The sequence below is a fragment of the Dyadobacter ginsengisoli DSM 21015 genome (genome assembly GCF_059568735.1).
In genome coordinates this window covers 50,312-63,668 of the sequence record NZ_JCANTY010000014.1, presented here as the reverse complement: position 1 = coordinate 63,668, position 13,357 = coordinate 50,312, and the positions used below count along the sequence as shown (strand labels likewise).

Here is a 13,357-nt window from a genome sequence, read left to right as displayed (position 1 = left end):
ACACGTTCATCCTATGAAAAGGCTATGCTTCTTTCTGCTGGCAGTATTGCTAAGTTCAAACACTTTTGCCCAGAGCGACTTCATTACCCGCTGGAACCTTACCACACCGGGGTACTCAGCAACAGCTCTCCGTTTTAACGTAACCACAACCGGAACAGTGAGTTATTCATGGCAGGAAGTATCACCGGGTACGGCTACAGGTTCAGGGACGTTTACCGGAAGCATAGCCACCATTACCGATTTGCCCCCGGGATCGACTATTGATCTTAGTATTAGTCCTACAAATTTTAAAAGGGTGATCATAAGTTCCGGCCTTGATGATAAACGGCTGACAGATATCAGGCAATGGGGAACTACTGCCTGGACATCCATGGCTGTCGCCTTCTCTGGTTGCTCTAACTTGCAGATCACCGCCACCGACATGCCCGATCTGGCTGGGGTAACCAGCATAGAAAATATGTTCAACGCTTGTACTATCCTGAACGGACCGACTAACATCGGCAATTGGGACACTGGCAACGTGACAAATATGCGTGGCGTATTTTCCCTGGCCACCAACTTTAACCAGCCTATCGGCACATGGAACACGGCCAATGTCACTAACATGAGCCTTATGTTCAATGGCAGTAAGTTCGATCAACCGATCGAAAATTGGAATGTTGCAAAGGTGACCAATATGGAGGAAATGTTTTTCGCCGCCCCCGTCTTCAACCAGCCTATTGGCAGCTGGAACATGGCCAGCGTGACCAATATGACATACATGTTTTGCAAAGCCTCCGTCTTTAATCAGCCTATCGGCAGCTGGAACACCGCCAACGTGACTAATATGCTCGGCATGTTTTGGGATGCCAAAGTCTTTAACCAACCCATCGGCAACTGGAACACCGCCAAGGTGACGGATATGGGGGCCATGTTTCAGAATGCCTCCGCATTTAACCAGCCGATCAGCAGTTGGAACACCGCCAACGTGAAAAATATGGGTAATATGTTTCTTGCTGCCACCGCTTTTAACCAGTCTCTCGATACCTGGAATACCGCCAGCGTCACCGATATGAGCAGGATGTTTTGGGGTGCCTCCGCGTTTAACCAGTCAATCGGGAACTGGAATACCGCTAACGTCACCGATATGCAACATATGTTTTCGGAGGCCCCCGCTTTCAATCAGCCTATTGGAAACTGGAATACCGTCAGTGTCACCAATATGACATACATGTTTTGGGGTGCCTCCGCATTTAACCAACCCATCGGGAACTGGAATACCGCTAACGTCACCGATATGACTTCCATGTTTGACGGAGCCTCCGCCTTTAACCAGCCGATCGGTACCTGGAACACTGCCTCCGTGACCAGTATGATATCCATATTTGCCCGTGCCTCCGCTTTTAACCAGGCAATCGGGAACTGGAATACCGCTAACGTCAACTCTATGAGCTACATGTTCGAGGAAGCCTCCGCCTTTAACCAGCCTATCGGCACCTGGAACACGGCCGCCGTGACCAATATGGTAGCCATGTTTGGCGGTGCCTCCGCGTTTAACCAGTCTCTCGATACCTGGAATACCGCTAACGTCAACTATATGAGCTTCATGCTTGAGGGAGCCTCCGCGTTTAACCAATCTATAGGTACCTGGAATTTAAACGCAGTATTTGATTTGGAAGGTATTCTAAGTCACAGCGGTGTGGATTGCGTTAACTATAGCTCCACATTGATCGGTTGGAACAGCAACCCCTCGACACCAGACGGCCTTTACCTGATTTCCGACGGCATGCTGTTTGGCTCCAATGCGGAGGCTGCCCGTACGAATCTGGAGACAACCAAAGGCTGGTACATCGGTGGTGATGCGGCCTCCGGATCGGATTGCACTTTGCCTGTGACACTGATCAGTTTCACAGGCAAAATGCAGGGCGGTATGGTTTTGCTGGACTGGAAAACGGCAGATGAATTCAATAACGCCGGATTTGAAATCGAAAAAAGTGCTGATGCTAAGACATTTGAAAAAATCGGTTTTGTAGACGGTAACGGAGATTCAAAAGAGACCAGGAAATATCATTTTACAGATTTAAATCCATTTCCGATTAATTACTACCGGCTGAAACAGATCGATTTTGACGGCACGTTTGAATTTTCCCGAATTATCCGTGTAAAAATGGATACTCAGAATGTAGTGACGGTTTACCCTAATCCAACAACGGGAACCATTCATATAGAAGGTGCTGGACCTGATGTAAAAATCCGGGATACCTCGGGAAGATTATTGATAAACCGGGTATTATCCAATGGGAAAGTAGACATCTCTGATTTACCGGTAGGCCTTTACATCATGTCGGTCATTTCTGATTATCAGGAAAAATCAATTTCAATTGTGAAACAGTGAACACACATAGAATCCAAACCCAATGTATATATACGCAAAATGTCGTGTTATAACAATACCCCAAAAACAATCCTAAAACGGGTTTTCTTGGTTTTGAAATACCTAAAACCAATCACATTGTGACCTTCCAAAATCCCTTAACATCAAGGCTTCTTACCCTTACATCCCCAGAGCTGACCGCAGTAGCAACTATTTTGATGAGAATTTGGCTGTCTTTGGGTGTTGGTTTAGAAACTTCCTGAATTTGCAAAACTTCGGGGGTTCCGTATTTGGTACAAACAACTGCCTTCATCTAATCATTGTGGTTTTAAAAATTCACCCCAAAATGAAGGCCCGGCTGCCAGAAGAAGACTCTTGGCCATCTATCATCAACCTGTTTAAACGAACCAGGCATTGTTGATTGATAGGGACGATGAGTCATTGCTATTGAAGGTTGAAAAAAAAGCCTATCCTTGAAAAATTTAATGTGATAACCAATGGAATAAGTGTTAAAAATTTGAAAGCCCTTGTCAATCTTCTTACCGTTATCATTTACAAAAGTCTGAAAAGCAGGCATCACGTCAACTTGCGCAAAAAGGCCATTCCATAAAAACCTTTGATAATTAAGTGAAACTCCGTGTTCACGAATATAACCTGGAAACCCTTCTCCTTCTGCTTCATATGATTTTCCAAAAGGAATGCCAATTGGCCAGGCATATTTCCAAGTTTTAAATTCCAGTGAAATTACATCCTTTCCTGTAATGCGATAACCTAAGTTCAGATAAATCATTTCAGGCGGGTTATTATCAGGCACTACATTAGCTATCATAAATAAGGTACTGCCTATAAAATACTTTCTATAAGTACTGTCTTGTTTGGAATATTGCGCTTTAACCTGTAGAGTGCTTGCCATCATCAAAATCAAGGCGAAACATAAAATTTTTTTTTGCATGGCTTTTGTCGTTAAATGATACTGCAAAATTAGATTGCCAGGTAGCTTAAATACGTTCACTTAAGTTAAGAAATGACTCAGTACTGGACATTGAAGAAGATAGAATTTATTGGAACCCTGAGTTGAGCAAGCAGCCAATCTACGAAATGTGCAAGACTGACTAGTTCGCTAGTCACCACCGAATAGCCCTTGCGAAAGACCGACTCCCGTAATTGTAGGGGCGTACACGGCGTATTTTCTTCGTTTTTCTGCGATGACCTTGGGCTACACACAACACATACAGCACGACCACAATGGTCCCCCCATTCTTTGCCTTCGTACTCGCGATCTGCCGGAAGACAAAATCCAGTTAAAGGGTCAAGTTTCATCGCGCGTTAAAGCAACCTGGGAGGAGTGCCTTTTTGCCCGGGTCATGCCGCAACAGGTGCAGACTCCCCCCGATAGACCAGACACAGCATCAACAGGTGGATCTGGTGGTTGCCCAACTGCCAGTTGGTGCCATTAGGGTTACTTCAACTTATTAAGATTGACCGTCTCATTAGGCCGTATGGCGCAGCCCACGAGGTGTAAATTGTTGAGCAAAGCGGAAGGCAATGTTGGCCAGAGTCCCGCTTCGGCGGACCGATTAGATTTGTCCAAGAGCGAGGAGCGAAGTCGAGGAGTGTGAGTCACGTTACAAAGCATGCATTTTGCCCTTGCTTTTGCACTACTAGCCCCTCCATGTCCAGTAGTGAGAAGAAATGACTCTTAACCTTTATTTTTCTCCAAAATCCTTGCCCTTAACCTGCTTAACGATTGTGGTTTTATGCCAAGATAACTTGCTAACTGGTGTTGCGGAACACGTTGAACCAGGTCTGGTCTTTTTTGTAATAGATTCAAATATCGTTGTTCGGGTGAAGAAGTCCTAAACTCATCAAAATTGATTTGTTGTTTTGCCAAAAATTCTTCTGCCAATATTCTGCAAAGGGTTTCAAACTTCGGAAACTTACTAAATATTTCGGTTTCCATATCAGGATTTGAAACTATCAGAATTGTATCTTTCACGCAAGATATGTAATATTCGGAAGGGGCTTTGTTGATAACACAATGCGGTGTCAAGGCTTCCATTTCTGTGTAGAAAGCGGTTGTTTTTTCTTCTCCATCTATTATGTAATATATCCGAATACAACCTTTAAGAACAAAGTAGGCATCATTAGACTTTTCTCCTTCTTTGAGTAAAGTTGTTCCTTTTTTTACTGAGTGAAATATAGCCAAAGAAACGATTGCTTTCTTTTCATCTTCTGTCAGCGAAATGTATTTTGATATAAAGTCAAATAATAAATCTTGCATTGTCTTATGTTGTTACTGTCGTCCATTGCACTTGCCCCCAACTTATAAATATACGAACCTTTCGGTTTGCACAACAACATACTAACCAATAGTTCATACTCAGCATTTTAGACACAAAAAAAGAGCATAACACGCTCATTATCAATCACAAATTAGCTATTCATATGCCTAGGTGTATGAAAATACAATATACGTGCCTCTGGCCGTTGTGAGGCATTCAGCTTCGGGCAGTACAAAATGCAAAGTACGCATTTTGCATTGCCCGAAGGCACGATAGCGACAAATTATCCAAAGGGCTCTTGATATTTTGAGGCCCTTCTCGCTTACCTGCGCGTAGCGCAAGGTCGTCTTTATGTCGCTATGGCCTAAAAATTCCTGAATAAACCGCATATCGGTTGAATAGTTCGGTAGTATGGCTTGTGCGAATGCCCGAAGCAAAGCGGCCTGAAACCGGTGTCAAGGCAGCCCAGTCCGCCACTTCGCCAGGATCGAAAACGGCTACATACCGGAGATTCGCCATATGAGACTGATCCCACACCGCCCATTCCGGCGGACTTGTTTCGGGCGTTGTCTGACCGGTTGCGATTCCCTGGGCGTAGATTTCCCGGACGATTTGCTAAAAAAATACCCGCTTAGTTGCAGCATGTAACACTTTCAAAGGACTCCCGCATCGAGCCGAAAGCTTGCCGAGCCTCTTCCCAAGCCGGTGTATTGATGCAGTACGATGTATTTTTGCGAAATAATATGAAACCCGGCTACGTGGCTGAAAACTGCTTTGCTTCATACCTTCCAGCCTCGGATTCAGTGAAAAAATTTGGATATTGGTAATCTTCGTTTTAATAGAGTTCCGACAAAGTTTTCATTTTCGATCGGATTTCGAATTGTAAAAGATCCACGTCCAGGCAAGCCTTTCCCAATTTTTTAATCGTGTACCATTTTCACTTCGCCATTGTCTTGCTCCGTAGTATTGATAGAATCTGGCAGCAATTTCAGTCGTAGATCCCTGCTGCAAAAAATAGACGCTGACGTCGATTTCGGCTGGGCGACCTGGCCGCCTAGACCAGTTAAAGATTGTTGGATTTCGTTGGATAGCAGATATTTTAGACTTCTCAAACATCTTATCAATCTCAAATGACTGGAACTGGCAATATGCACGAGTCGTAATTGGGGCCAATCCGTTCATTGCCTCTCCTGTTACTTGCCCTATTGGCTTACACACTCACCGTGCTCGGGCAGCAGGCACCGCGAAAGATCAACTGTCAAACCGTGGTGCGCGATGCAGCGGCGGCACCAGTCATCAATCAGAATGTATCGCTAAGGTTCAGCATATTGACGGGCGCTGCCGACGGGCCTCCGGTATATACCGAGACCCATGCTGCCACCACCAATGTATTTGGCCCGGCAGCTGTTTTGACAGGCAACGGCAGGGTTGTGTCGGGCAATTTTGCCACCATCGGTTGCAGCGGAGCCAGTAAGTTTTTGAAAATAGAAGCCGACATGACCGGGCGCAGTACTTATACCAACCTCTCTACTGTCGAAACAAGGTCCAAGAAACAATCTCAATGCTGCGCCGGCAGCCGGTTGCAAATTTAAACCATTTCCAGGTCGCAAGAATTGTACGCGAGGGACTTGGCGCCCGGTTGCATGTGACCTTAAACTCGAACTTAAAATTATGAATCTGAAACCTTTACTCTCAACCGTACTGGCTTCTCTGCTGACATTATCGCAGATCACAGACCCGGGAACAGTCACCCAGTTCCCCGTCACATTCCAGCCGTCGCTAATACCACCTGGCGGGTCTTTGAAACACCAACCACAAAAAACAACCGACATCGACAAATTAAAACAGAGCGACTGGTATGCTACTGCCATGAAAAACATGCAGGAAGGCGAGTACCATTTTAATAAAGTAACAAACAGTAATAGTTACAGCACTCCCAACCGGAAAAACAACCTTCGTTTTTATTACGACGAAAACGGTTTTACCGTCCAGCCACGCACGACCCGGATACCCGTTGGCGATTACGATATCACTACCCCGCCCGATCAAATCAAATACAAAACCCTTCCCGACTGGAAAATAGCCTTCAACCTCGATAAAAAGCAGGTAGGCAAAGGCGAATACAAAACAGACCATGTTACCGTGCAGTATATCAACAACACGGAAGGTATGAGGCAAAATTTTATTGTTCAAAAGCCTTTATCGGATCATGAAAACCTGAAACTAAATTTCAGCGTCGAAACATCATTAAAGCAGCGGTTGAGCAGTGACCGGCTGCAATTTGTGCATGACCAAGGCGGTGTGGTTTTAAATTACGAACAATTAAAGGTTTGGGATGGCAAAGTGCTCGCCGCAGCTTTTGAAAAAACAACGACGATCACGCCATTCATGTCCAAACCGCTGGTGCGGCATACCCCATTACGATCGACCCCATCAGCACTACGGCTGCCGCCAAGCTGGAAAGCAACCAGGCAAATGCACAAATGGGTTATTCCCTAGCCGGTGCAGGGGATGTAAACAGGGATGGGTATAGCGATGTAATTGTTGGTGCTGACCTATATGACAAGGGCCAAACCAGTGAAGGTGCCGCCTCTGTCTACCATGGCAATGCGTCAACGACCAGCAACCGCAATAATCTTAATCTGTACAATGTTGATCTTACCACTCCTATCAGCAGCAGCAATTTCCCGCTTATCAATTTTGGCACAGGGCTCTTTGCCAAATCTTTCCTGGGAAGGGATAAGGGAAAACTGGTCTGGGAAACAAAGGTTAGCTATGGACCTTACAGCGGCACCCCCATTACCAACAGCGTCCTGTATGCATCCCAGCAAACTGGCTATACCGATCTGACCATGATGGGTACTGAGCTTAAAAATCTGGTTGATAAACAAGCAGGCAGATACACTAAAATAAGGGCAAGGGTTCATTACGATCCTGTTACTGCCGTCACCGGGCAAATGTATGGCCCATGGCGATATATACCTTCCGTGAACGCAGGTTCAACCGGGGGCGCTTTGCCCGTAGACCTGATCTCATTCAAAGTCGCCTGGCAAGCCCAGGGCCAATCCGCGCAGGTCAAGTTTGTTACCGAGAATGAAAGCGAGATCTGCTGTTATGAAATTGAAAAAAGCGATAACGGGTTTCATTTCAATGTAATTGGTCACTTGGATGCCAGAAATTCTCCCGAGCTTCATACGTACAGTTTTATTGATCTTCATGCCAATGGCAAAAAACAATATTACCGCTTAAAGACCATTCACCATGACGGTGAGATTGACCGCAGCCGGATCATTTTGTTGCAGGATAAAACCGTTACGGAAATCCTGGTATTCCCCAATCCGGCCGCCGATGTATTGCAACTGCAACTCAACAAGGCATACAGCAATAAACAACGTCGTTTTCAAAGGTCTGCGTGGCGTGACTAATTTTCGTCGGCTTATGCATTGAAGCCGGGGGCCTGATAGTAAATTTTATATTCAGCCTCTACAAACCCAATTTCGTTCAAAACCTCTATCAAAAGCTGGATTTAAGAGAGATGTATCATCTTAGCAAATGGGCATTCTTCAGCATATATAGTTTAATATTGGCCATAGCGATTTTGAAAGCGGTCCTATTCTATTTTGTTATCGTACTGGTAACCAAAATTGATTTATCGAAGCCCTTCAACAGCTTCGTCTCAAGGCAGATTTTACGAATCAGTTACTGTACTTTCTCAATTGGGCTCCTAAGCTATATAGCCCGGCAAGCAGCCAACAATTTACCACACTGTGGTTTTGTAACCGACAACTTAACCAAGTTTTGGGCAGACAGTCAGGCTTTCGTATTAATGGCGGCTGTGATCTATATTATTGCGGCTATTTTCCAAAAAGGAATCGATATTCAAAACGAAAACGACTTAACTGCATAAGCTATGCCAATCATTGTAAACTTATACGTGATGATGGCGAAAGCGAAAGATTTCCCTGAATGAGCTTTCCGAACAAGTTGAGTTGACACTGTCCAACCTCTCCATCCTAAAAACGGGAAAGGCAAAAGCAATCCGTTTTTGCACACTAGAGTCAATTTGTAAAGCTTTAAATTGCCAGCCAGGCGACATTTAGAATACTTACCTGAAGAAAATGGGTAGATCCCAGATCTCCCGGAGGTTGTGTCAGTATTCAGAAGGAAGGTTGGTGAAATCCTGATAGGTCATGCGTTTGGGGCTGATGAATTAATAGGCTACATAATCTATTTCAAGAAAATCTGTGACATATTCCAGCCAGAACTGCTCGATAAAAGCTACGTGATCGGCATGGGCGGAATAGGCGTCATACTCCTCCTGATTACTGAAATCCATGGAAAGGCCGTAGTCGAACTGGTTTTTCGGGCTGACCTGTCTCAATACCTTGAAATTCTGTACGCCCGGGATTTCGGATAACTTCCCGGCGGCTTCTATAAAGCGGCTTTCTTCCGAAGAGCCCTTCGGGTATTTCAATTTTAAAATAACGGAATGGTGGATCATTTTTTTACAAATCAAATGGATAATGCGCTCTTCATTTTCCTGCTTTTTGCAAACCATATAGTTCGCAGGCACTAAACAAAGGCCGCACTGAAAGAATATTACTATACTCGAAAGTTACTTTTCATGAATGTCGTCATTTTGGATCTACCGAGCGATAAGCCGCCAACGCAGCCAGATCTCCGTTTTTTCCGGGTTTGCTGATCCCGTGTTCCATGCCCATAAAGCCTCGGTAGCCCTTGTCATAGACATGCTGCAGTACGTTCACGAAATTGATCTCACCGGAAGTAGGCTCGTTCCTGCCGGGTGTATCGCCGATCTGCATATAGCCGATCTCATCCCAGGCGTAGTCCAGCGTCGGAATGATATTGCCCTCCTGGATCTGTACGTGGTAAAAGTCAAAAAGTAATTTCAGGCTGGGACTTCCTACTGCTTTCGCCATCGCATAAGCCTGCGGGATCGTATGCAGGAACATACCGGGGTGGTTGATCTTGTGGTTCATCGTTTCCATGAGCATCACAATGCCGTGCGGTTCATAAATGGCGGCACAACGTTTCAGCAACTCTATGGCATTGGCCATCTGAAAATCCCAGGGCAACTTCGGATCGGCCATACCTAATACGTTGTGTATATATTTGGTATTCATTCGTTTGGCTATCTCAATAGAATCGCGAACCTCTTTCAGAACGTTGTCCCGGATCGCCTGATCGCGGCTGGCAAAAGTAGGCTCTTTGAAATTCATTGTACCCACAAACTGGCCGAATTCCATTCCCAGCTGCTGTACCGTTTTGCTGATCCGTTCCTGCTCATCCACGGGTCTCCGTGCCAGCCAGGTATTTTCCCAGGCGCGAAACCCCTGGTCATACCCCCATTTGATCTGATCAATCAGGTCCTTGCCGACCACCTCTTTAAAAATCCCGAACTCTGGCGAAAACTTCATATTAAAAGCTTTTTCCTTTTTCCGGGGCGAGAGCTGCGCGGCCAGAGGGTTGGCCGCACCTGATACGAGTGCGGCCCCTGCGAGCAGGCTGTTCTTGATAAAAATATTTCTGTTCATGATATGGACCGGGTTTATTCAATTTTGCTGTTTTTAAGAAAAGCAATGAGATCTGCCATTTTCTGGTGATCGATCTGGCTTGCCAAAACCGGCATTACCGACAAATTAAGGACTTTTAACGACTTGATATCCTGCCTGTTAATTGTTCTATCAATACCCGGCGCCGTACGGAGATTGATCGCGGCAGAAGTTTCGCTCATGATCATACCCTGTACCGGATCGCCATCTTTCAGTTCCACTTCCCAGAGATCAAAACCCGGTGCAATGGACAGGCTCGGATCCAGAATATTGGCCATCAGGTCTTTGGAAAGCCAGTTGTGCACCGTTCCCAGATCGGGTCCATAAGATACGCCGATACTTCCTCTTACCTGGTGACAAAGGGCGCAGTTCTGCATATACACCAATTTTCCTTTGCTTACGTCCCCGGTCAGTTCGAGTGCCTTCTGGTAGTCCTTGTTTACTTTATCCTTGTCGTTTTTCGCAAGAAGCATCCGCGCTTTGTCCCTCAGTTTCTCATCCGAGTGACTCATCAGCTGCACACTTCTCGGCCAACCTACACTTTCCGGTTTCACTTTTTTGGTCTCAATCGCAGTCAATAATTGGGCAACCCTTTCGGGGCTGGTCATAAAGGTGTTCATGGCAGCGTCACGAACATCGGGAGTTAGCGCACCCCATTGTTTCAACACATAATTAGTCACTGTGAGATCGGGTATCAGGGCCAGGATCTTCAGAGCTGCGAGCTGCACGGCGGGCTGTTCCTGCGGAACGATCAGTTCCTGAAGTACCGCCGCATACCGATCCGGGTCGCCGGTCGCCGGATCGCCGGTCGCCGGATCGCCGGTCGCCGGATCGCCGGTCGCCGGATCGCCTAAAGCCATAAAATTGAGCGCCTCCGATCTTTTTTCATCACTGAGTTTTTTATTTTTAGCAATGGCAATGGCCTTTTCTATTTCTGTTGCCAGATAGATACTATCCTCCACGCCGGTCACTTTCAAAACCTGCAGGGAAGCCTTTCTTACGGCAGCAGCAGGATTATTAAATGCGCTGTTGATCAGCTGCTTCTGTTCCTCTTTCAGGACCGAAAAATCTATTTTCTTGCGTTTCAAACCGTCCGTCAGACCGGCCAGTACAGCGGGCTGCCAACCGGATTTTTTGTCTGAAACCGGCGCAATCGCCCTTTTTATCAACGCTTTGATCGGCTCCGGATCGCTACCTGCGCCCACAATAGTTGTTAGCCGTTGTACCAGAGAAGCATAAGCCGGGTTATCCGACCGATAGGCATTCATCACAGTTTTTAATAAAGGGGCAGTTTGGGACGAATTGGCAGAAAGCGCAGCAATTTGCACCCAATCGTCGTTCAGGTCGCGGAAGAGCAGTTGCTGACGTGCGACCCCGGCTTCCGGCGTACTGCTGTAACCCAATGTGCACAGCAACTGAAACCTCACTTTCGGATCTTTATCATTCACCATGGCCAGCAGGTTTGCCGATAGTCCGCGATAATCGGCCCTATGAAGTTCAGCGAGCCGGATCGCATTTTCCCGAATGCCCGGAACTACGTCCTTCAGTGCCCGTGCGATCAGGTCGGCGGGAAGCGATTTCATTCCCTCCAATGTCCACAAAGCATGCAGGCGCCCCATAGGTGAGACCGGATTTTCACTCATTTTGATCAGCGCCGGTATTGCCTTTTTATCAGCACGGTCTACCAGCAAACGTTGCGCATTCAACCTCCACCAGCTGTTCGGATCTTCCAGGTATGCGACCAGCTGTTCACTGGTAGCGTCCCCAAGTTTAAGGCCTTTCGTCCATTCCGGTTTTTTGAAATTGGTGGGTGTGATCCGGTAAATCCGGCCCATATCGTAGCCATTGTACAAGCCGCCTGCCGCCACTGCTTCATCCGACATCCATTCGGGGTGTTCGATCGTCTGGCGGTAATAGTCGAGCACATAAAGTGCCCCGTCGGGTCCCACGTACATGTTCACCGGCCGTGACCATGAGTCTTTCGACGCCAGAAATTCCTTGTCAGGATGCTGACGGGTTGCCGTAAAAGTGGCGCCGCTGTCTTTCACAACATCCACATGTACGAGGTTACTCACCGATTCGGCAACGAAGGTAACAGTCCCGTCAAAAGGCGGCGGAAAAGCCCCGCCCAAATAAGCGGTAAGCCCGCTGGACGACGTAGTAACCCCGACCGGGGTAAAGAGCTGGCGATCCGGGTTTTTAGTGATCTGAAAAACTTCCGCGGATTTACCGTGATCCGAAATTACCTGGGTGGCATCCGAAATCAGCAGGTCGGGGTTTCGCGCCAGGTAGGACGCTCCGATCACTTCCTGATAAATGTGGTTTTGATTATGTGTAAAAAAATGATGTCCCCACTGGTCAAAAGTATGTCCGAACTGCGACTTGCCGGAGGCCAATTCCAGCTCGTGCGACTCCGGCCGGAACCGGACATTGTGACTGTCGGCATTTTTAGGAAGGCGCGGGCCGTCGGGCTGACCTGGAAAACGGATTTCACTGCCCTGGTCGCCAAATTCCGTACCATACTTACGCGTTCCGATCGCCCCCAAATGCGAAAGATGGATCCAGTTGTCAATTCCATAAACCGGATTATTGACATTCACATGCGGGTTCGATAATGAAAAACCGGTCAGCAAAGTATCTCTCACATCCGCTTTTCCATCGCCATCGGTATCTTCCAGGTAAAGCACATTAGGAGCATCTGTGATCATAATGCCCTTTTTCCACCGCAGGATACCGTTGGGCAAAATCAAGTCTTCTGCGAAAACCGTGCTTTTGTCCATCACCCCGTCCCCATCCGAATCGGAAAGCAGTTTAATGCGGCCGGTCCCGCTTTTGTCCAGCGGATAACCCGGCATTTCAACCACATATAACCTGCCATACTCATCTATTTCCATGTCCACCGGGCTGGCTACCATGGGCTCACTTGCCAGCAGTTCCATCTTAAACCCAGGCTCCAGTTCAAAAGTAGCGATCGCCTTATCCGGCGGAGTGGAACCTTCCCTGGACCCCGTTTCTTCTTTTTTCCGGCAGCCTGTCAAAATAATGCACCAAGTGAGGAACAGCGTTGTGTAAAAGATTGAGGAAAAGTGACCTTGATTTGTTTTTTTCATACAATGAATACTATTCAAAAAATTAATGTCGGAAAACGG

General features: G+C 46.7%; 10 protein-coding genes and 1 pseudogene. 6 read left to right on the top strand and 5 right to left on the bottom strand.

Features of this window, described 5'->3' with window-relative positions; genetic code table 11:
- Positions 1 to 13 precede the first annotated feature (13 nt).
- Positions 14 to 2,374 carry a BspA family leucine-rich repeat surface protein gene (locus BP71_RS35860; RefSeq protein ID WP_496386495.1) on the top strand — a complete coding sequence of 787 codons (2,361 nt, stop codon included), beginning with the start codon at positions 14 to 16 and terminating at the stop codon, positions 2,372 to 2,374.
- Between the two features lie 307 nt (positions 2,375 to 2,681).
- On the opposite strand, the gene BP71_RS35855 is transcribed toward BP71_RS35860, so the two are convergent.
- Together BP71_RS35855 and BP71_RS35850 are read right to left on the bottom strand one after the other, a co-directional pair.
- Entirely contained in the window at positions 2,682 to 3,305 is a 624-nt protein-coding gene (locus BP71_RS35855; RefSeq protein ID WP_496386494.1) for a hypothetical protein, read from the bottom strand.
- Positions 3,306 to 4,052: 747 nt separating this feature from the next.
- On the bottom strand, positions 4,053 to 4,634 hold the full coding sequence (locus BP71_RS35850) for a Crp/Fnr family transcriptional regulator (protein WP_496386493.1): 582 nt from the start codon (positions 4,632 to 4,634) through the stop codon (positions 4,053 to 4,055).
- Positions 4,635 to 5,816: 1,182 nt separating this feature from the next.
- Here BP71_RS35850 and BP71_RS35845 point away from each other — a divergent pair.
- The 5 genes and pseudogenes from BP71_RS35845 (at position 5,817) to BP71_RS35825 (ending at position 8,735) form a co-directional block, all read left to right on the top strand.
- A complete protein-coding gene (locus BP71_RS35845; protein WP_496386492.1) occupies positions 5,817 to 6,227 on the top strand; it encodes a DUF8740 domain-containing protein in 411 nt (136 codons plus the stop codon).
- 79 nt (positions 6,228 to 6,306) lie between these two features.
- Complete coding sequence (locus tag BP71_RS35840) at positions 6,307 to 7,134, top strand: hypothetical protein (RefSeq protein ID WP_496386491.1); 828 nt, start codon at positions 6,307 to 6,309, stop codon at positions 7,132 to 7,134.
- Positions 7,119 to 8,060 carry an integrin alpha gene (locus tag BP71_RS35835; RefSeq protein WP_496386490.1) on the top strand — a complete coding sequence of 314 codons (942 nt, stop codon included), beginning with the start codon at positions 7,119 to 7,121 and terminating at the stop codon, positions 8,058 to 8,060. The genes BP71_RS35840 and BP71_RS35835 overlap by 16 nt, the downstream gene beginning before the upstream one ends.
- A gap of 110 nt (positions 8,061 to 8,170) precedes the next feature.
- Positions 8,171 to 8,542, top strand: a complete 372-nt coding sequence (locus tag BP71_RS35830; protein ID WP_496386489.1) for a DUF2975 domain-containing protein — start codon at positions 8,171 to 8,173, stop codon at positions 8,540 to 8,542.
- A 3-nt stretch (positions 8,543 to 8,545) separates the two neighbouring features.
- Positions 8,546 to 8,735: pseudogene (locus tag BP71_RS35825) on the top strand (helix-turn-helix domain-containing protein).
- Between the two features lie 110 nt (positions 8,736 to 8,845).
- Here the strand turns inward: BP71_RS35825 and BP71_RS35820 are convergent.
- The 3 genes from BP71_RS35820 to BP71_RS35810 all read right to left on the bottom strand — a co-directional run bounded on the left by BP71_RS35820 (position 8,846) and on the right by BP71_RS35810 (position 13,318).
- Complete coding sequence (locus BP71_RS35820) at positions 8,846 to 9,136, bottom strand: Dabb family protein (protein ID WP_496386488.1); 291 nt, start codon at positions 9,134 to 9,136, stop codon at positions 8,846 to 8,848.
- Positions 9,137 to 9,269: 133 nt separating this feature from the next.
- Positions 9,270 to 10,190: a hydroxypyruvate isomerase family protein gene (locus BP71_RS35815; RefSeq protein ID WP_496386487.1), complete on the bottom strand. Its 921-nt coding sequence runs from the start codon at positions 10,188 to 10,190 to the stop codon at positions 9,270 to 9,272.
- A gap of 14 nt (positions 10,191 to 10,204) precedes the next feature.
- The gene (locus tag BP71_RS35810) at positions 10,205 to 13,318 is read right to left on the bottom strand and encodes a PVC-type heme-binding CxxCH protein (RefSeq protein ID WP_496386486.1); all 3,114 of its coding nucleotides are present in this window, start codon (positions 13,316 to 13,318) and stop codon (positions 10,205 to 10,207) included.
- Positions 13,319 to 13,357: the final 39 nt, after the last annotated feature.